Source organism: Brevundimonas sp. TWP1-3 (genome assembly GCF_049896085.1).
Lineage (GTDB): Bacteria > Pseudomonadota > Alphaproteobacteria > Caulobacterales > Caulobacteraceae > Brevundimonas.
The window spans coordinates 1,588,055-1,606,386 of the sequence record NZ_JAFCTP010000001.1 but is presented as its reverse complement, the minus strand read 5'-3'; the positions used below and the strand labels follow the sequence as shown (position 1 = coordinate 1,606,386).

Here is an 18,332-nt window from a genome sequence, read left to right as displayed (position 1 = left end):
CGGTGCGCCCCTAGTGACCGTGCTCGGCCTCGCCCTTGGCGAGCTCGGCTTTGAGGAGGAAGGCGTTCGTGCCGGCGACCCGTTCAGCCCCGGTGAGGCCACGCAGGATTTCAGTCCGCCCCCCGGCCTGACGACCGGCGAGCACCGGACGGGCCTGGAAGCCGTTCGGGACCTGAACGAAGACGACGGTGTTGCCGTCGACGGTCTGGACGGACTCGGTCGGCACGGTGAGACCGCCGGTCGTCTCGCCCGTCACGATCGCCCCCGTGACGGCGGAACCGGCCGGCGGGAGGACAGAGCCCGTCGGCCGGGCCCGAATGACCGTGGCGCCGCTTTCGCCGCCCGCGCCTGCGGCAACGCCGGTGACGATGGCGTCGAAGTCGCCGCTGGGGCTGCTGACCCGCAGAGGCGCCCCGGCCCTTACATTGGCGGCCAAAGCAGGCGGCGCGTTGAAGACGAGCTCAACCCTGGCCGGGTTGGTGACCTCGGCGACAACGCCGCCAGGGGCGACGAAGCCGCCCGGTCCGACCTGGACGCTGGTCACGACTCCGGTGATGGGGCTGGTGACGCTGAGGCGGCCCGAAGCGTTGGGCGAGCCCGCCGCGCTGGACCGCGCGCGAGCCGCGCGGGCGCCGGCTTCGGCGCTGAGCAGTTGCGCGCGGGACGCCTCGACCTCCTGTCGGGCGACAACGCCCTGGTCCGCCAGATTGCGGTTGCGTTGATAAGCCTGGCGCGCCACTTCAGTTTCGGCGGCCGCCGCGTCTGCGTCCGCGCGGAACGTCGCCGCTTCACCGCTGACGACGCTCGCCAGGGGCTGACCGATCCGGACCGACTGGCCCGGAGCTACGAGAACCCGCTCGACCCGCCCGCCGACGGACGCCGCCACAGCGGCGCGCGCGTCGACCATGGGCTCGACCCGCCCGGAGAGCCGGGTTTCGGCGCCCCCTCCCCGACCGACGCCGACCACGATCAGGTTGGCGGCCTGGGCCTGGGCCGCGCTCAGAGCGACGAAGCCTTCCGGCGCTTCGGCCTCGCCTTCGTGGCCGGCTTCGCCCTCGGCATGAGCGCCCTCTTCTTCAGCGTGACCCGCCTCACCCTCGGCGGCGGCTGGAGCGGCGTCCGGCCCGCGCGTGAGCAGGAACAGCCCGCCTCCGCCAAGCAGAACGACGGCGGCGGCGCCGCCGATCAGCAACGTCTTGTTGGATGTGCGCTTGCGCATCATTGGGCTCCTTGGAAGGGGGCGCGGCCGTCCTGGCGCGCAAGTTCAATCTCGGCCTGGACGCGTGCAAGGCGCGCATCGACGGCCGAAGTTCGGGCAGAGATCAGGGCTGCACGGGTGACCCGCAGCTCGAGTTGAGAGATGCGCCCCGCTTCGGATCCGATCCGCGACAGACGGTAGGCCTCCTCGGCAGACGCCACCCCTGCATCGGCGGCGGAGACCCGGCTCACGGAGGCGGCGAGGCGCGCCCGCGCTGCGGCGCGATCGGCCTGGGCCTCCTGGCGGGCGCCCAGGAGCCGCGCATCCGCAGCCCGGAAGTCGGCCTGCGCCGCGTCGATGTTCCCGCGGTTGCGGTCGAACAGGGGCAGCGGCATGCTGACGCCGAAAGTCAGCGCCGTCGCGTCTTCCATCTCGTAGCGACGGACACCAACGCTGGCGTTGATGTCCGGGCGCGAGCGGATCCGCTCCACATCGATCCTGCGTTCGGCGGCCGCGCGCTGAGCCTCGGCGACGCGAACGGCCGGCGCCTCCGCCGGGGGAGCGAAGGTCGCGGCAGGTGCGAGGTCCAGCAGGCTGGTGTCGATCGTCGTGACCGGAGCCGCCAGCATGGCGACTGCGGTCAGCCGCGCGAAGGCCGCGTCGCGCTCCGCGACGGCTTCATCGCGAGAGGCACGCGCCGCAGCCGCTTCGCTTTCCCCCTGGATGCCGCGCAGCAGCGGCTCACGGCCTTCCTCGACAAGAACAAGGGCGGCCCTCGCATCGGCGATGGTCAGGGTGAGGCTTTCCTCCGCGAGAGCAGCCCGCCTTTGGGCGGCTTCCGCATCGGCATAGACCTGAGCGAGCCTTCCGGCGGCGTCGATGATGGCGAGATCCCGCTGCAGCGCCGCGGTTCCGGCTTCCGCGCGGGCGACATTGACCCGCGCGGTCCGACGTCCCCACAGCTCGAGGTCCTGGCTGATCGACAAGGTGGTTTCGGCATTGGCGTAGCCCGAGAAGGGCCCCGTGCCGAAAGCGTTCTCGGCGTCGAGAGCGATCGTCGGATTAGGCCTCGCACGGGCCTGGCGGACACGTGCTTCGGCGGCGTCCGACAGGGCGCCGGCTTCAAGGGTGGCCGGGGTTTGACCCAGCTGGGCGAGCAGCTCGGCGAAGGACGGCGCGGGGTCAGCCCAAGCGGGACTGGCCAGCACGGCCGCGAATGCGGCCAACGCGCAGCCGACCGCGAAACGCGGCGGCCTGCGATATGAGGGAGGCATGATTCATCTTCCAGAAATTTGACACGAGTTCGCGCGCACGGCGGCGCAGACGTCCGGTCAGACTCTGGGAGGGCGCTTCAGGCCGTCGGGAGAGATCGACGACGGAAAATCACTCGAGGGGAAGGCGTGAACAGGCCGCGCGTGGATCTGCATCGCGATGTGGTCGGCGACATCCGCACGGGCAGTTCCGTTGTGGTGGCAGTGGCCGTGGGTGCAGACTCCGTGCCCAGCGCCAAGGTCGACCTGGTCGCCATCGCCCGCATCTTCAACGACCATGGCGTGAGCCGATGCCGTCTCCGGGACGCAGGTCGCGGCGTCAGCGATCGGGGCGACGAAAAACACGGCGGAGACCAGGGTCACCGCCAGTATCAGTCTTGCCCATGTCGCAATTGGCCACGCCATCGCGTGGTGGATACTTTCATTCGGGCGATCAAGCAATCTGTTACAGTGTTCGGGGGCTGCGACTGTTTCGAGTGACCACCAATCCGCGGTGAGGGAGAGGGAAAGTCGACATGCAAGGCCGAGAGTGGCGCGTCGTCGGCCATCTCGACCTATTCAGCAACGTCGAGCGATCTTTAAGCGAGCGCACGCTGATCGCGTCCGATTCTTTCGCTGCGTCTGCAGGTGGATCGAGATTGCAGAATGCGCAATCTTCACCTGAGTAGCGCTCCCGCTATCAGGTCGGGCCATCGTGAACCGGTCAGCCAGACCGCTCCGCCGGTCGCCGCGACGCCAGGCTCTGGGTAAGGTCGTTGCGCGCGCATAGCCAGAGCGAGCGGACGTTGGCGTCGCCTGCGCAGTGGCTTACCAGCAGTAAGCCGGCCAGGGCGTTGGCGAAGAAGCCCAGAGGGCCCAGTCCGGTGATGCCACGGGACGGCGCCCCGGAGGTGGCTCGCGAGATCGCGTAGCTGAGGAATAACAGCACCAACGCAACGAGGCTGGCGCCTTGGCCATTGGCCGCCCCGGACTGCACGGCGACCGAACGTCCGATCACGGCCAGGCTGATGCCGTAGGTGGCGCGTCGGCCAGGAAGTTGAGCACATTGGCGCCCAGGGGGCGCCGAGCCTTGCAGGGACACGCCGCTGGCTATGGCCATAAAGGCGGCGCAGTTGACGGCGATCACCGCGATCATGATGCGCCGGTAGGCGGGGTGGCGCTGTCGAACCTGGAGGCCACGCCGCAACTGCAGCCGGGCGAGGAAGTGCACAGGACGAGAGGGGGTTCAGTCATCGGATTACCCTTTCGCGAGAAGCATGCATCTCCCAATGGCTAGACGATCATGCCGAGAATGCATGGCTTCCATGAAAGAAACGCCTGTCAGATAAAACCAGCTTGATCCTCTAGTAACTAGAGGGCCCAAAATCAGTTGAAATCCATTGGAGGCTTCATGATCACCATGCACCCGACGCGACGCGTTCCCGGCCGCCTGCAGACGATCGCCTTCGCGCTCGCGGCGCTGATCGCCGTCGTGGATCAGGCCGCCAAGGCCGCGGCGCGCGCTCAGCTGGACGCTCCGATCAACCTCACGCCGTTTCTCGCGCTGCGTCTCGGGTTCAACCCCGGCGTCACCTTCGGCCTGTTCGCCGGCTCAGGCGCCGTCGGCCGCTGGGCGCTGAGCGCCGTGGCCTCCCTGATCATCGGCGCCCTGCTGGCGTGGATCTGGCGCACGCGCAGCGCCGTGACGGCGGCCGCCGCAGGCCTCATCGCCGGTGGAGCGATCGGGAACCTCGTCGACCGGCTACGCTTTGGCGCGGTCACCGATTTTATCGATCTTCATTGGGGGGCGGCGCACTGGCCGACCTTCAACCTCGCCGATGCGGCCATTGTCTGCGGCGTCGCGCTGCTCCTCCTCACCGTCCGGGGCTCGGACAGCCGCGCGGCGTCCTCGACCCTGGGACGGGCGGCGCGATGAGGCTTCCCGCCGAACAGAGGGCGATCGCCGTCCGCTCGGCGCCGGCGATTCTCATCACCGCCTCAGCGGCGGCCTCCGCCTGGCTGCGGCTTTCCCCGCCCCTTCTCGGCGCGGCGCGCGACATGGCGACGGCCGATAGGCTGGCCTATGCCCTGCAGGCGAATCTCCCGGTCTTCCTGTGGCTCGCGGGGTGTTTGAGGGTGGTGGCCAGCATCCGGTTCCGGTCCGACGCCGACCGGCCGGGTCCGCCGATGCGGCGCCCGGCGCCAGGCTCGCCCTACCCGCCGCCGTGCTACAGAACTCGCTTGAACAGACCGTTCTGGCGGTGAGCGCCCACCTGGTGCTCGCCACCGTGCTGCGCGGCGAGGAGATGATCCTGCTGCCGGTGTTGGTCCCTCTTTATCTGGTTGGTCGGGGTTTCTTCGCCCTGGGTTACGCGCAGGGCGCGGCGGCCCCGGCCTTCGGCATGGCGCTCACCGGCGCCTCCACGATTGCCGCCTTCGGCATCGCCGTCGTCCTGATGGGGCTGGGCCGATGATCCCTCCCCGCCCCAGATGCCTTTCACCCGCCGTTACGAGCTGACGCGATGCCCCTCCCCTCTCCCGCCTCGTCCGGGTTGCGCCCCATCGGCAAACTGGCCGCCGCCACGGGCGTCAAGGTTCCGACCATCCGCTTCTATGAAGAAATCGGCTTGCTTCCGCCGCCGCCGCGCACCGCCAGCGACCGGCGCATGTATGACGACGCGGCGGAGCGCCGCCTGTCATTCATCCGGCATGCCCGCCAGCTGGGCTTCGATCTGGATTCGATCCGCTCCTTGCTTGATCTGTCGGATCACCCCGATCGGCCCTGCGCCGAGGCCAGCACCCTGGCCGAACGTCATCTCGCCGATGTGAAACAGAAGATCGCCCGGCTCCGCGCCCTCCAGCGCGAACTATCGCGGATGACGACGGAATGCGCCGGGGGCCGGGTCTCCGCCTGCAAGGTGATCGAGGCGTTGCACGATCCATCCGCGCCGCTTTGACCCTGTGGAAGATCCGGAAGGCGCAAAGACCCCGGAGCCATTAGCCCACCGCGACGTTTGGAGGCGATTGGCGGCTCCCGTCGCGGACCGCCCGTCCTTCTGGAGGATTTCGATGACGCATCGGCCGACCTCGCGACACGGCGACCAGACCCTGGCCCTGCTGACAGACCCTTATCGGCGCCTTTCCCACCTGTTCGAGCAGGCCGGCGCCGACGTCGTCGAGACCCGCCTGGCGCTGAAGGAGACGACCTGTCTGAGAGGCCGCGAGGCGGCGCGGATCTTCTATGACGAGACCCGCATCGTGCGGGCGGGCGCCATGCCGGCGCCGGTCCGCCGCACGCTGCTCGGCGAGGGCGGCGTCCAGGGGCTGGACGGCGAGGCCCACCGCGCCCGCAAGGGCGTGTTCATGTCCCTGATGTCGCCAGCCCGCGTCGCGCGACTGGGCGAACTGTTCGAAGCGGAGTGGCGGCGCGCGGCCGTCGAATGGGCCGGCGAGGACGACATCGTGCTGTATGACGCCTTGCAGCCGGTGCTAACGCGGGCCGTCTGCGCCTGGGCCGGCGTGCCGCTCGAGCCGCACGAAGAGGCGAAACGGGTCCGTCACCTGAGGGCGCTGTTCGACGCGGCGGGATCGCGGGGCCCCCGGCATCTGTGGTCGAGGCACGCGCGTCGCCGCGTCGACGCCTGGCTGGGCTCGATCATTGAAGACATTCGCGCCGGCCGTCTGTCGCCGGATCCGGACACGGCCGCCCACGCCTGGGCCTGGACCCGCGCCGCGGACGGCGAACCGTTGCCGATCCACACGGCGGCGGTCGAACTGGCCAATGTATTGCGGCCGACTGTCGCGACCTCGGTCTACATCGTGTTTGTGGCGCACGCGATGCAGGCTCACCCGGATGCGGCCCGTCTGGCCGACGCCGACGCCGGACGTCGCCGCGCCTTCGTCCAGGAAGTCCGACGCTTCTATCCGTTCTTCCCGGCAGTGATCGGGCGTGTGCGCGCGCCGTTTCGCTGGCGCGACCTGGTCTTCCCGGAGGGCCGTCAGGTGGTCCTCGACCTCTATGGCTCCAATCACGATCCCGCACACTGGACTGATCCCGAGGCGTTCCGGCCGGAGCGGTTCAGCGACGGCTCCGGAGATCCGTTCGGTCTCATCCCCCAGGGCGGTGGGGATGCGGCGACCGGTCACCGTTGCCCTGGCGAAGGGATCGTCGTGGAGCTGATGGAGCGCGCCGTCGGCCTGCTCGCCGACCTGAACTACCGGCTGCCGGATCAGGATCTGGAGATCGACTTCCGCCGCCTGCCGGCCCTCCCCGGAAGCGGGTTCCGAATGGAGACGCGCGACGCGGCCCTCAATGAGGGGGGCGCCTGATGCCGCTTCCTCGGGCTGGCCGGGGCCCTTCTCTCCCATCCACTCGCAGCAAAGGCTGACGCCATGAGCCGTTCGACGACCTCCTACGACCTGGTGATCATCGGCGGCGGGCCGGGCGGATACCCGTGTGCGATCCGGGCGAGCCAGCTCGGCCTGTCGGTGGCGGTCATCGACGACCGCGAACTGCTCGGGGGGACCTGCCTGAACATCGGGTGCATTCCGTCCAAGGCGCTGCTCCAGGCCACCGAGCGGCTGGAGATGGCGCGCAATCTCGAAGCGTTCGGCGTCATGGTAGACAATGTGCGGGCCGATCTTGACGGTGTCATGCGGCACAAGGGCAAGGTGGTGACCGAGCTTGGCGAAGGGGTCGCCTACCTCCTGCGCAAGCACAAGGTCGCCCGCTTCCAGGGCCGCGGGCGGCTGCTGGCGCGCGACCGGGTGGAGGTGCGCGCCGCGGACGGCGCTTTCGAGGTGCAGGCCAGCAAGGCGGTGGTCATCGCCAGCGGATCGGAAGCGGCGACCTTGCCCGACCTGCCCATCGACGAGCGGCGAATCGTCACCTCCGCCGGCGCCCTGAGCCTGACGGCGGCGCCGCGCCATCTGGCGGTGATCGGCGGCGGCTACGTCGGACTGGAGCTGGGGTCGGTCTGGCGTCGGCTCGGCAGCGAGGTCACGGTCATCGAGGTGCTCGACCGGATCGCCTCCGGCGTCGACTCGGAGATGTCGGCGGCGCTGCACAAGGTGCTCGAGGCCCAGGGCTTCCAGTTCTGCCTTGGGCATAAGGTGGTCGGATCGCGGATGGAGGGCGACGACGTCGTCCTCGACGTCGAGCCCATGGGCGATGGCGCGCGAGGAACCATCAAGGCCGATGTCGTGCTGGTCTCCATCGGCCGACGGCCCGCAACCGCCAGGCTCGATCTGGAAACGGTCGGCATTGCGCCCGACCGCAGGGGCTTTATTCCGGTGGACGAAGGGTTCCGGACCAGCGCCGACGGGGTCTACGCCATCGGCGACGTCATCGGCGGCGCCATGCTGGCCCACAAGGCGGAGGAGGAAGGGATCGCCCTGGCCGAACGCCTGGCGGGGGGCGCGGGCCATGTGGACTACGGAACGATTCCGGCGGTCGTCTATACCTGGCCGGAACTGGCTTCGGTCGGCCGCACCGAGGACGACCTCAAGGCGGCCGGCGTGGCCTACCGCGTGGGGCGCTTCCCCTTCTCCGCCAACGCCATGGCCAAGGCGCGTCTGGAGAAGAACGGTCTGGTCAAGGTTCTGGCCGACGCCGCGACGGACAAGATCCTCGGCGTGCACATCCTGGGCCCTGAGGCCGGCGGGTTGATCCATGAAGCGGTCGCCGCCATGCAGTTCGGCGCGGCGGCCGAGGATCTGGCGCGGACAAGCCACGCCCATCCGACCCTGCCGGAAGCCCTGCGCGAAGCCTGCCTGGCGGTAGCCGAGCGCACGATCCACCTCTGACGGCCGCGCGTTACGAAGTCTGACCCGACGGCAGCCGCGATCGCGGCCGCCTCTGCGGGCCCGGGCGCGTCCGCAGTTTAGACGCGACAGCGGCGTCGCTTGAATGCTATTGCGAGCCGCTCACAACTAGGTCTCCCATGCGTCCTCTGCTCCGTCTGCTCACCCTGCTGTTCGCCCTAGGGTTGGCCGCCCCGGCCCTCGCCCAGGCGCCGTCCGCCTCGGAGGCCCAGGTCGCCTGGCGGCTGCTGGATTATGTGGCGGTCGACTACGCCGGCGCAGTGGCCGACGGCGAGATCGTCAATCCGGCCGAATACGGCGAGATGATCGAGTTCAGCACCCAGATCCGGACGCGTCTGGACGCCCTGCCGGCCAACCCGGCCAAGGCCGCCCTGATGCGCGACGCAGAGGGCCTGCAGGCGGCCATCCGGGACAAGGCGGATCCGGCCGTCGTCGGCGCCCGGGCCAAGGCCCTGGCCGGCGCGGTGCTGACGGCCTATCCGAGCCCGCTGGCGCCCTCGTTCCCGCCCGACCTGGCCCGCGGCGCCGCCCTCTACGCCGAGCAGTGCGCGGTCTGCCACGGCGTGACCGGGCGCGCCGACGGCCCCGGCGCCGAAGGGCTCGATCCGCCGGCGATCGCCTTCGCCGACGTGGAGCGCGCGCGCCAGCGCAGCGTCTTCGGGCTGTATCAGGTGATCGACCAGGGGCTGGAGGGCACGGCGATGGCCAGCTTCTCGCACCTGCCGGCCGAGGACCGCTGGGCGCTGGCCTTCTATGTCGGCCGCTTCGCCTTCACCGACGCCGAAGCCGCCGAGGGCAAGCGCCTGTGGGACGGCGATCCGGCGGTCCGCGCGGCCTTTCCCGACCTGGCCGCCCTCACCCAGACCACGCCGGCCGAGCTGGCCACCCGCCTCGGCGAACCCCGGGCGCGGGCCCTGACCGCCTATCTGCGACGTCATCCCGAGGCCGCGGCGCGCCCGGCCGGATCGACGCTGACCCTGGCGCGGACGCGCCTGGCGGAGAGCGAGGCCGCCTATCGACGGGGCGATCGCAAGGCCGCCACCGACGCGGCGCTGTCCGCCTACCTCGACGGCGTCGAGCCGATCGAGCCGGCCCTCGGCGCCCGGGACAGCGCCCTGCTGCGCCGGGTCGAGACCGCCATGACCGAGCTGCGCGTCTCTATCAGCCGGGGTGCGCCCGCCCAGGAGGTCGCCGGTCGGGTCGCTCGTGCGAACGCCCTGCTGGACACGGCCGAGCGGGCCCTCGCGCCCCAGGAGGCGGACAATCTCGCCAGCTTCCTCGGCGCCTTCACCATCCTGCTGCGCGAAGGCCTAGAGGCCCTGCTCATCGTGGTGGCGATGATCGCCTTCCTCAGGAAGGCCGAACGGCCCGAGGTGCTGCGCTACGTCCACGGCGGCTGGGTCGCCGCGCTGGTCGCCGGCGGGGCTACCTGGGCGGCCGCGACCTTCTTCATCTCCATCAGCGGCGCCAGCCGGGAACTGACCGAAGGGTTCGGTTCGCTTCTGGCCGCCGTCGTGCTCGTCTCGGTGGGCATCTGGATGCACGGTAAGTCGCACGCCGACGCCTGGCAGACCTATATCCGCGACAAGCTCTCCCATGCGCTGTCGAAACGGTCGGCCTGGTTCCTATTCCTGCTGTCCTTCGTGGTGGTCTACCGGGAGGTGTTCGAGACCATCCTGTTCTATGCGGCGATCTGGAGCCAGGGCGGCCACCTCGGCATGCTGGCCGGCGCCCTGACGGCGGTGGTCATCCTGGCCGTGGTTGCCTGGGCCCTGCTGGCCTACAGCAAGCGCCTGCCGATCGGCCGGTTCTTCTCCCTGAGCTCGATCCTTATGGCCATCCTGTCGGTTGTCCTCGTCGGGAAGGGGGTGGCGGCGCTGCAGGAGGCGGGCTGGCTCGACGTCCATCCGCTGGCCTGGATCCCCCGTATCGAGATCCTCGGCCTCTACCCGACGGTCGAAGGCGTCGCCGTTCAGCTGCTGACGATCGCTATCCTCGTGGTCGGCTTCTCCCGGCATGCGGCACCGAAGGGCGCGCGGCCGGCGGACATCGGCTAGGGCCGCCAGCCCTTCAGCGAACTTCCGCCCCGCCGGGGGCCGCATGGGCAGGCGCCGGCTTCCGGTTCTGAAACCGCCCTCCGCCCCCGGAGTCCGCAGGCCGGGGAGACGGTCTTATCGGACGATGGGTTTGCCTCCGGCGGGCAGCACATCGGGCTCTTTCGTTGGAATGTCGTCGCTTGCGGGATCAAGAACCTCCGGCACGTTGCGATGCAGCTCGTCGATCCAGACCTGGCCATGAGCGTCCGAGGGCATGCGCCAGTCGCCCCGCGGCGACAGAGAACCGCCTGTCGTGACCTTGGGTCCGTTCGGCAGGGCCGAGCGCTTGAACTGATTGGCGAAGAAGCGCTGCAGGAACACCTCCAGCCAGCTGCGAATGGCCCCGATGGGGTAGGCCCGCTTTTGCTCGTCCGGAAAGCCCGGCGGCCAGTGCCCGGCGGCAGTGTCCCGCCAGGCGTGCAAGGCCAGGAAGGCGATCTTGGAGGGCCGAAGCCCGAACCGGGTGAGATAGTAGATCCAGAAGTCGTGGAGCTCGTAGGGGCCGATCTTGCCTTCGGTGCTCTGCGACTCGCCCTCGGCCGTCTGCGGGATGAGCTCCGGCGAAATCGTTGTCGCCAGGATGGCGAGCAGGACGTCGGACACCGCGGGGTCGAACAGGCGGTTCGCCGCTGTCCAACGGACCAGGTGTTGAATGAGGGTTTTCGGGAGGGAGCCGTTGACGTTGTAGTGGCTCATCTGGTCGCCGACGCCGTAGGTGCACCAGCCGAGCGCGAGCTCGGACATGTTGCCGGTGCCGAGCACCATGCCGTTCCGCTGATTGGCGGCCCTGAACAGGAGGTCTGTCCGGAGCCCGGCCTGCACATTCTCGAACGTCGTGTCGTACACAGGTTCGCCCCTCGCGAACGGATGGCGCAAGTCCTGCAGCATCTGCTGGGCGAGCGGCTTGATGTCGATTTCCTCGACGGTCACGCCGAGCCCGTTCATCAAGGCGTAGGCGTTAGACTTGGTCCTCGCGCTCGTGCCGAAGCCGGGCATTGTGAACCCGAGAATGTCCGTGCGTGGACGCCCAAGCAGATCGAAGACCTTGGCCGCGACGATCAAGGCGTGCGCTGAATCCAGGCCTCCGGACACGCCGATGCAGATCTTGGCTGTTCCGGTCGCCTCAAGCCTCTTGGCCAGCCCGCTCACCTGTATGTTGAACGCCTCGTAGCAATCTGGTCGAGACGGGAGGGATCGTTGGGCACAAAGGGAAAACGGTCGATGCGTCGTTGCAGGCCGAGGTTGCGAACTGGCGGATCAAGATGGAAGGTCACCCGGCGAAAGCGCCGGTCGGGCATCCCGTTGGCGATCGCGGCCTCGTTAAAGGTGCCGGTCCGCATACGTTCCAGCTGCAGCCGTTCCACGTCTATGTCCGCGACGGCCATCTGGGACCCCAGGCTGAAGCGCTCCGTCTCCGCGAGCTGCGCCCCCAGCTCGTAGATGCAGGCCTGTCCGTCCCAGGCCAGGTCGGTCGTCGATTCTCCATAGCCGGCCGCGGAGTAGATGTAGGCCGCCCAACAGCGGCCGGACTGCAGCTCGCAGAGTCTTCGCCGCGTGTCCGCCTTTCCGACAACGATATTGCTTGCGGACAGGTTCGTCAGAATCAGCGCGCCGGCGAGCGCGGCGAAGTCGCTGGGCGGCGCGGGCGCCCAAACATCCTCGCAAATTTCGACATGAAAGATCAGGCCGTCGACATCGTCGGCCTGGAACAGCAGATCCATTCCGAATGGAGCGGTCTGGCCCCCGATCGTAATCTCGCCTTCCACATCCCGCCCGGAGGCGAACCATCGCTTTTCATAGAACTCGCGGTAGTTGGGCAGATGGCCCTTTGGCACCACGCCAAGGATCCGCCCCCGGTGGATAGCCACCGCACAATTGTACAGCCGTCCCTCACGACGGAGGGGCGCGCCGACCAGTATGACCGGGTGGAGATCGCGGCTTTCGGCCACGAGGTTCACGAGTTGCCGCTCGACCTCGTCCAGCAACGCCCGCTGCAGAAACAGGTCGTCGATGGAATAGCCCGACAGGCCGAGCTCCGGGAAAACCATCAACGCGGTCCCGGCCTCGTTCCCCTCACGGGCGAGCCTCAGGGTCTGCTCCAGATTGAACGCCGGATCCGCGATCCTGCAAACGGGACGGCACGCAGCGACCCTCACGAAGCCTTGCTGGTAAATCGACAGGAAATCGGCTGCGTTGCGAGGCACGTCCTGCTCCTATTCCGCTTCGGGCATTACTGTTCTCGGCCGGACGGCCCGCGCCTGGTCCCCCTTGCTAAGCGCGGCAAGGGCCTGGAGGTTCGTCAGGATGAGAACGTCACCCGGAGAATAGCCTTTCGCCACTTCTGGCGAGTTACGGCCATCGCGATGCTCGGCGGCCGCCGCGGCCATGGCGTCAAGGTCCGTATTAAGGCGGGAGGAATGCGAGGCATGTTCGCGTGGTCGAGGGGAGGTCACGCCTGGCGCGCGATGACGATCCCCGACAGATCGGAGGCGGCGTCGAGGGGAATCCCGGCCGCCTTGCGCTCGGAATAGCGGTCCACCAGCTGGGCCGCGTGCGGCCGGGTGAGGATGGTGAAGCGCACCAATTCCTCCATCACATCGACGATCCGCTCATAGTAGGCCGAGGGCTTCATCCGGCCGGCCTCGTCGAACTCCTGGAAGGCCTTGGCCACGCTGGACTGGTTGGGGATGGTGATCATCCGCATCCAGCGGCCCAGCAGGCGCAGGGTGTTGACGGCGTTGAAGCTCTGCGACCCGCCCGACACCTGCATCACCGCCAGGGTGCGGCCCTGGGTCGGGCGCAGGCCGCCCAGGCTGAGCGGCAGATGGTCGATCTGCAGCTTCATCAGGCCGGAGACCTGGCCATGCCGTTCCGGACTGCACCAGACCATGCCCTCCGACCAGAAGGCGTGCTCGCGCAACTCGCGCACCGCCGGGTGGTCGTCGTCGCCGGGCGCGCCCGGCAGGGGCAGGTCGGAGGGGTCGAAGATGCGGGTCTCGCATCCCATCCGCTGCAGCAGACGGGCCGCCTCCTCGACGCAGAGCCGCGAATACGACCGCTCGCGCAGCGAGCCGTACAAGAGAAGGATCCGCGGCGCCGGGTCGGTCGGGCCCAATCCACGGGCGGGGTCGGCGGACAGATAGGCCGCGTCCAGAGCCGGCAGGTGATCCGGATCCGGCAGCGAACGCAAGCGGGCGAGGGTCATCAGAGGTCCTTGATCAGATAGGCGGCCGACGCCGGGCAGACGTCCGCGAACTCGCGGGTTCGCCGGATCGCGGGCGGTGCAGACGCCCGATCGGCGACGACGAAGCCGTGCCGGGCGAAGAAAAGCTCGGCCGTCGTGGTGAGCAGGTGAAGCCGTTCGCTACGCAGATCGCTCGCCATGGCCTCGACGGCGGTCAGTATGCGGCTCCCGATCCCTTGGGCCTTCAGGTCGGCGAGCACGACCAAGGAGCGCAGCAGGAGATCCTGCCCCTCCCCTTCCAGGCCGACATAGCCGGCGATGCCGCCGTGTTCGTGGGCGGCGAAGTATCGACCAGCGCCAGGCTCGGGCAGACCCGCGCCGCGCAGGGCCGCGATCAGGCCGACGTCATCCGCGTCCAGGAGATGCAGGACGACCATCAGGCCGCGTCCGCCGGCGGAGCCGTATCCGGGAACCAGCGGCGTCCCATCCACAGCGCGACCGACACCAGCAGGATCAGCACCGGCACCTCGACCAAGGGACCGATGACGGCCGCAAAGGCGACCGGCGAGGTCAGGCCGAAGGCCGCGATGGCGACGGCAATGGCCAGTTCGAAATTGTTCGAGGCCGCGGTGAAGGCCAGGGCGGTGGTGCGCGGATAGTCGGTCTCGATCAGCTTGCCCATGAGGAAGCTGACCACGAACATCACAAGGAAGTAGATCGTCAGCGGAATGGCGATGCGCAGGGCGTCCAGCGGCAGGGCCACCACCTCCCCGCCCTTGAGGCTGAACATGACCACGATGGTGAACAGCAGGGCGATCAGGGTGATCGGTCCGATGCGCGGCAGAAAGCGCCGCTCGTACCAATCGGCGCCCCGGCGGGCGATCAGGCTGCGACGGGTCAGGAAGCCGGCCAGGAAGGGAAGACCGAGGTAGACCAGGACCGCCCCGGCGATGGTCCAGACGCTGACGTCCACCACACTGCCCTGCAGGCCGAACAGGGGCGGCAGGACGGTGAGGAAGATCCAGGCGTAGAGGCTGAAGAACAGGATCTGGAAGATCGAGTTGAAGGCGACGAGACCGGCGACATACTGGTTATCGCCCCGCGCCAGCTGGTTCCACACCAGCACCATGGCGATGCAGCGCGCCAGTCCGATCAGGATGACGCCGGTCATGTATTCCGGCTGATCGCGCAGAAAGATCACCGCCAGCGCGAACATCAGCACCGGGCCCAACACCCAATTCTGGAACAGCGACAGGGCCAGCACCCGCTTGTCGGCGAAGACACGCGGCAGTTCCTCGTACCGAACCTTGGCCAGCGGCGGGTACATCATCAAGATGAGACCGATGGCGATTGGGATGTTGGTCGTGCCGATCGAGAAGCTATTGACCCAGGCGGGCAGGTCCGGCGCCAGCGTCCCCAGAGCCACGCCGAGACCCATGGCCACGAAGATCCACAGTGTCAGCCAGCGGTCGAGGAAGGACAGGCGACGCGGCGAGGCGTCCGCCACCGGGGTATCGATCATCGCTTCACCCGCTGGCCGGCGGCGTCGACGACGACCTCGCCGTCCTCCTTGGTGAAGGGCTTGAGATCATCGGCGGGCAGAAGATCTAGCACGGCCTCCGATGGCCGGCAGAGTCGAACGCCCATGGGACTGACGACGATCGGGCGGTTGAGAAGAATCGGATGGGCCTCGATCGCGTCGAGCAGTTGATCGTCCGTCAGGCCCGGGTCCCCGAGGCCCAGCTCGGCGAAGGGCGTGCCCTTTTCGCGTAACAGGTCGCGCAGCGGCGCGCTGGTGCGTTCGGCCAGCCAGGCGATCATGGCCCGCGACGGCGGGGTCTTCAGATACTCGACGACGTGCGGCTCCATGCCGACATGGCGGATCAGCTCAAGCGCGTTGCGCGACGTCCCGCAGGCGGGGTTGTGATAGATGACGACGTCCATGGGATCCTCAGGGGCGGCAGGGTGCGAGTTCGGCCAGTAAGGGCTGACACAGGTCCGCCCTCCCCTCGCAGCAGTCCTTAAGCAGGAACAGGACCAGCTCGCGGAACCGGTCCAGGTCGGCCCGGTAAATGATCGAGCGGCTGCGCCGCTCCGACCTGATCAGCCCCGCGCGGGTCAGAACGCCGAGATGGGACGACAGTGTATTGGCCGGGATGGCCAGATGGTTCGAGATCTCACCGGCCGGCAAACCGCCGGGTTCGTGGCGCACGAGGAGACGAAACGCCTCCAGCCGCGTAGACTGCGCCAAGGCGGCGAGAGCGAGAATCGAGGCTTCCGTTTCCATAGTTCCGAATTAGTCGAACTATGGAAGCGATCAAGCTCTCGCTTTCTTTTGATCAGGCTGACCGACGTCCCAGCCTGTGGATGCCACGGATGTAAACCAACTCCGCCAAGAGCTCGATCAGAGTCTGGGTGACGATAATGGCCGGGACCAGGGGGATGGCGCCGGGCACGACCAGGGCCAGCGGCAGGACCACGAGCGAGTTGCGGGTCCCAGCGCTAAAGGCGACGGCGCGGCCGGCTTCCGGCGTCAGCCGTGCGAGCCTCGAGACGGCCCATCCGATGAGCGGCGCCAGCACGGAGAAGGCGACATAGACCGGCACGACACTCAGGGTCCGGTCGAGGGTCTGTCCGAGTTGCGGCATGACCGCGGCGACGACGATGAAGAGCACCAAGGCCGTGGCCGGCACCGGCGCCAGGCCGAGACCAGACGAGACTCGCTCGCCCATTTTGCTGCGGGCCGCCCAGGTCTGGACCAGCGCCGCCAGAACGAACGGGATGGCGATCAGCCAGACGAAGGCGTGGATGAACGGACCTGGCTGCACATAGGCCGCCGCCTCGGCGCCGAGGAACAGACGCAGATAGATGGGCAAGAGCACCATCTGGGCGATCAGCAGCATCGGTGTCGAGGCTAGGAGCAACCGGGCGTCCGCACGACCCAGATGAGCGAAGGTCACGACATAGTCGATGCAGGGACAGAGCAGCACCATCAGCACGCCGAGACGGATCAGGGGATCGGCCGGCAGGAACTGCATCAGGCCCAGGACGAACAGGGGCACAGCGATGAAGTTCACCGCCAGCAAGGCGCCCAGGAACCGCAACTCCTGAAGCGCCCGGCCGAGGGCGGCGACCGGCACCTGCAGGAAGGTGACGAACAGCATCAAGGCCAGCGCCGGATTGATCGCTGATTCCAGCACTTCCGTGCGCGGTATCAGGAACCCGATGGCCGTCGCGACGATCACGGCGGCGAAATAGATCCAGACCTGTCGGGCTTCGAGGCCGTCGCGAAGTTCAGACGTGTTCATCCCGGATCCTGACTTCGCACTGCACCCCTAACGGGCGCGACCGCCCCGGCTGTCAAGCCTCGTCCTGCGTTCCGCGGCAAGAGGGTGGACCGAACAACTGGCGGCGTTCGAGCGGCGTCGGCGCACGCCCGTAAGCTCTGGCGCGCGCACCGCACTTGAGGGTTTGGCTTGGTTCCTACTCCGGCTAAGATGGGCCCCGGCGGGCCTTGACCGGATAGCCTTTGATCTTGAGCCAGGGGACGTTCTGCGTCGGCGGCGATCACGGGTGAAGACGTCGAGCTTCACACAGAAGTTCCCGGCCCGCCCCCTCCCCTCCTCACCAACGGGCGACGCTGAGGCGGCGCCATCGATCCTTCTCCGCCAGAGGCACCTCGGCCAGATCGGCGTGATCGCGCCACCGAGTGATCACGCCCTTCTCAACCTCGAAAACATTGATGGCGCGGACGTTCATGACGAGGCCACGGTTCGCGGCCAGCAGATAGAGGCTTTCGGCGATGACCAGCTCGCCCTGGGTGACGGACTTGAGAATGTGAAGTTCGAACAGCGAATAGCTTTGGAAGAGCCGACGCCAGAAGCCGAGAAGCGCTGTACGTCCGACGAGTTCGCCCGCGATGTCGAACTGGGCCGCGACCTGCTCCGACAGATAGGATTCGAGGCGACGCACATCGCGTGATGCGATCTCCCCGGCGAAAGCTTGGACGACGTCTCCGGGCATAAGCGACATGATCACCGTTCAGGCGCGCAATCATGATCCGATTCTCAGCGAAAAACTCGCGTATCGCGTGTGACCAACGATGTCACTCCGGTTCGATAACCCCGGCCCCCACCGCGACCGCGACGGCCTCTATCCGGGTGCGCACGCGCAGCTTCGAGCACACCTTCTCAAGGTAGCTGTCGACCGTGCGCGGCGACAATCCGAGGATGGCGCCGATATCTCCCGAACTCTTGCCGCGACTGACCCACAACAGGCACTCCAGCTCTCGCGGGCTCAAGGCGAAAACTCGAGAGCCGACATTCGGTTGGAGGTTCGGAGCCATGATTTCACTCGCGATTGACCGGTGAAGGCTGAACGGACCAGCAGCCACGAGCAACACAGGGGAGTTGCGCATTCTCCGCAAGAAAGTTGCGGAGAATCGACGTCGGACCCGCCGCCCCTTAGGATCAAAGCCAACGCCAGAGACTGATTGCCCCTGCTTTGGCGACCGCTTACACAGTCCGGCGTCGGGCGCCGTCAGATACGGGCGCAACTTGAGCCGGGGTCCGTCAGTGGCGGAGGCGGCGTTTCGCCCTGAAGTAGCGGGCCTCTTCGCAGAGGATTCCTCGCCCGACCCCTCCGCCTTGCACCGGGACTCGCTTTGATTCATTGTCGGCCGTCGGCGCTTGCGTCGACAGGGGCCGGGAATCCCCTGTGCGAAGCTCAATCTTTACGACCGCGCCTCGACGCGCGGCGTCCGTCCGCTGGTGACCGCGGCG

Annotated in this window: 18 protein-coding genes and 1 pseudogene; 7 read left to right on the top strand and 12 right to left on the bottom strand. The window is 68.1% G+C overall.

All coding sequences use genetic code 11. The annotated features are described in order from the left end of the window. Positions 1 to 10 precede the first annotated feature (10 nt). Both ACP693_RS08000 and ACP693_RS07995 read right to left on the bottom strand, forming a co-directional pair. The gene (locus ACP693_RS08000) at positions 11 to 1,219 is read right to left on the bottom strand and encodes an efflux RND transporter periplasmic adaptor subunit (RefSeq protein ID WP_040349349.1); all 1,209 of its coding nucleotides are present in this window, start codon (positions 1,217 to 1,219) and stop codon (positions 11 to 13) included. Beyond that, a complete protein-coding gene (locus ACP693_RS07995; RefSeq protein WP_040349348.1) occupies positions 1,219 to 2,472 on the bottom strand; it encodes a TolC family protein in 1,254 nt (417 codons plus the stop codon). The genes ACP693_RS08000 and ACP693_RS07995 overlap by 1 nt, the downstream gene beginning before the upstream one ends. A 141-nt stretch (positions 2,473 to 2,613) precedes the next feature. On the opposite strand from ACP693_RS07995, the gene ACP693_RS07990 reads away from it, so the two are divergent. Further along, positions 2,614 to 2,949 carry a hypothetical protein gene (locus ACP693_RS07990; RefSeq protein ID WP_156796407.1) on the top strand — a complete coding sequence of 112 codons (336 nt, stop codon included), beginning with the start codon at positions 2,614 to 2,616 and terminating at the stop codon, positions 2,947 to 2,949. A 223-nt stretch (positions 2,950 to 3,172) separates the two neighbouring features. Here ACP693_RS07990 and ACP693_RS07985 read toward each other — a convergent pair whose 3' ends face one another. Continuing rightward, positions 3,173 to 3,604, bottom strand: coding sequence for a hypothetical protein (locus ACP693_RS07985; RefSeq protein ID WP_008262257.1), 432 nt, complete (start codon positions 3,602 to 3,604; stop codon positions 3,173 to 3,175). Between the two features lie 255 nt (positions 3,605 to 3,859). Here ACP693_RS07985 and lspA point away from each other — a divergent pair, with 255 nt between their 5' ends. From lspA to ACP693_RS07955, 6 genes are all read left to right on the top strand, one after another. After that, complete coding sequence (gene lspA / locus ACP693_RS07980) at positions 3,860 to 4,384, top strand: signal peptidase II (protein ID WP_008258720.1); 525 nt, start codon at positions 3,860 to 3,862, stop codon at positions 4,382 to 4,384. A 190-nt stretch (positions 4,385 to 4,574) separates the two neighbouring features. Beyond that, positions 4,575 to 4,922 carry an MAPEG family protein gene (locus ACP693_RS07975; protein ID WP_153923203.1) on the top strand — a complete coding sequence of 116 codons (348 nt, stop codon included), beginning with the start codon at positions 4,575 to 4,577 and terminating at the stop codon, positions 4,920 to 4,922. Between the two features lie 48 nt (positions 4,923 to 4,970). After that, positions 4,971 to 5,405, top strand: coding sequence for a MerR family transcriptional regulator (locus ACP693_RS07970; protein WP_040349346.1), 435 nt, complete (start codon positions 4,971 to 4,973; stop codon positions 5,403 to 5,405). 112 nt (positions 5,406 to 5,517) lie between these two features. Continuing rightward, positions 5,518 to 6,777, top strand: coding sequence for a cytochrome P450 (locus ACP693_RS07965; protein WP_008261169.1), 1,260 nt, complete (start codon positions 5,518 to 5,520; stop codon positions 6,775 to 6,777). 63 nt (positions 6,778 to 6,840) lie between these two features. Further along, positions 6,841 to 8,253: a dihydrolipoyl dehydrogenase gene (lpdA, locus tag ACP693_RS07960; RefSeq protein WP_008259848.1), complete on the top strand. Its 1,413-nt coding sequence runs from the start codon at positions 6,841 to 6,843 to the stop codon at positions 8,251 to 8,253. A 137-nt stretch (positions 8,254 to 8,390) separates the two neighbouring features. Continuing rightward, a complete protein-coding gene (locus tag ACP693_RS07955; protein ID WP_153923204.1) occupies positions 8,391 to 10,328 on the top strand; it encodes a cytochrome c/FTR1 family iron permease in 1,938 nt (645 codons plus the stop codon). A gap of 198 nt (positions 10,329 to 10,526) precedes the next feature. Here ACP693_RS07955 and ACP693_RS07950 read toward each other — a convergent pair. The 9 genes and pseudogenes from ACP693_RS07950 to ACP693_RS07910 form a co-directional block, all read right to left on the bottom strand. Further along, positions 10,527 to 12,571 (bottom strand): annotated as a pseudogene (locus ACP693_RS07950) (NAD(+) synthase); the annotation flags it as partial. Positions 12,572 to 12,816: 245 nt separating this feature from the next. Next, positions 12,817 to 13,572 (bottom strand): arsenical resistance protein ArsH, encoded by a 756-nt coding sequence (arsH, locus tag ACP693_RS07945; RefSeq protein ID WP_426017656.1) that lies wholly within the window; start codon positions 13,570 to 13,572, stop codon positions 12,817 to 12,819. Beyond that, positions 13,572 to 13,988, bottom strand: coding sequence for a GNAT family N-acetyltransferase (locus ACP693_RS07940; RefSeq protein ID WP_008264023.1), 417 nt, complete (start codon positions 13,986 to 13,988; stop codon positions 13,572 to 13,574). Before ACP693_RS07940 ends, arsH begins: the two co-directional genes overlap by 1 nt. After that, positions 13,988 to 15,073 (bottom strand): ACR3 family arsenite efflux transporter, encoded by a 1,086-nt coding sequence (gene arsB, locus ACP693_RS07935; RefSeq protein ID WP_426017658.1) that lies wholly within the window; start codon positions 15,071 to 15,073, stop codon positions 13,988 to 13,990. Before arsB ends, ACP693_RS07940 begins: the two co-directional genes overlap by 1 nt. Then, on the bottom strand, positions 15,070 to 15,495 hold the full coding sequence (gene arsC, locus ACP693_RS07930; RefSeq protein ID WP_426017660.1) for an arsenate reductase (glutaredoxin): 426 nt from the start codon (positions 15,493 to 15,495) through the stop codon (positions 15,070 to 15,072). The genes arsB and arsC overlap by 4 nt, the downstream gene beginning before the upstream one ends. A 7-nt stretch (positions 15,496 to 15,502) precedes the next feature. After that, the gene (locus tag ACP693_RS07925; RefSeq protein ID WP_008264065.1) at positions 15,503 to 15,838 is read right to left on the bottom strand and encodes an ArsR/SmtB family transcription factor; all 336 of its coding nucleotides are present in this window, start codon (positions 15,836 to 15,838) and stop codon (positions 15,503 to 15,505) included. A gap of 52 nt (positions 15,839 to 15,890) precedes the next feature. After that, the gene (locus ACP693_RS07920; RefSeq protein ID WP_008260487.1) at positions 15,891 to 16,859 is read right to left on the bottom strand and encodes an arsenic resistance protein; all 969 of its coding nucleotides are present in this window, start codon (positions 16,857 to 16,859) and stop codon (positions 15,891 to 15,893) included. Positions 16,860 to 17,175: 316 nt separating this feature from the next. Then, the gene (locus ACP693_RS07915; protein WP_232216215.1) at positions 17,176 to 17,583 is read right to left on the bottom strand and encodes a nuclear transport factor 2 family protein; all 408 of its coding nucleotides are present in this window, start codon (positions 17,581 to 17,583) and stop codon (positions 17,176 to 17,178) included. Between the two features lie 73 nt (positions 17,584 to 17,656). Beyond that, entirely contained in the window at positions 17,657 to 17,896 is a 240-nt protein-coding gene (locus tag ACP693_RS07910; protein ID WP_083793413.1) for a helix-turn-helix domain-containing protein, read from the bottom strand. Between the last annotated feature and the right edge of the window lie 436 nt (positions 17,897 to 18,332).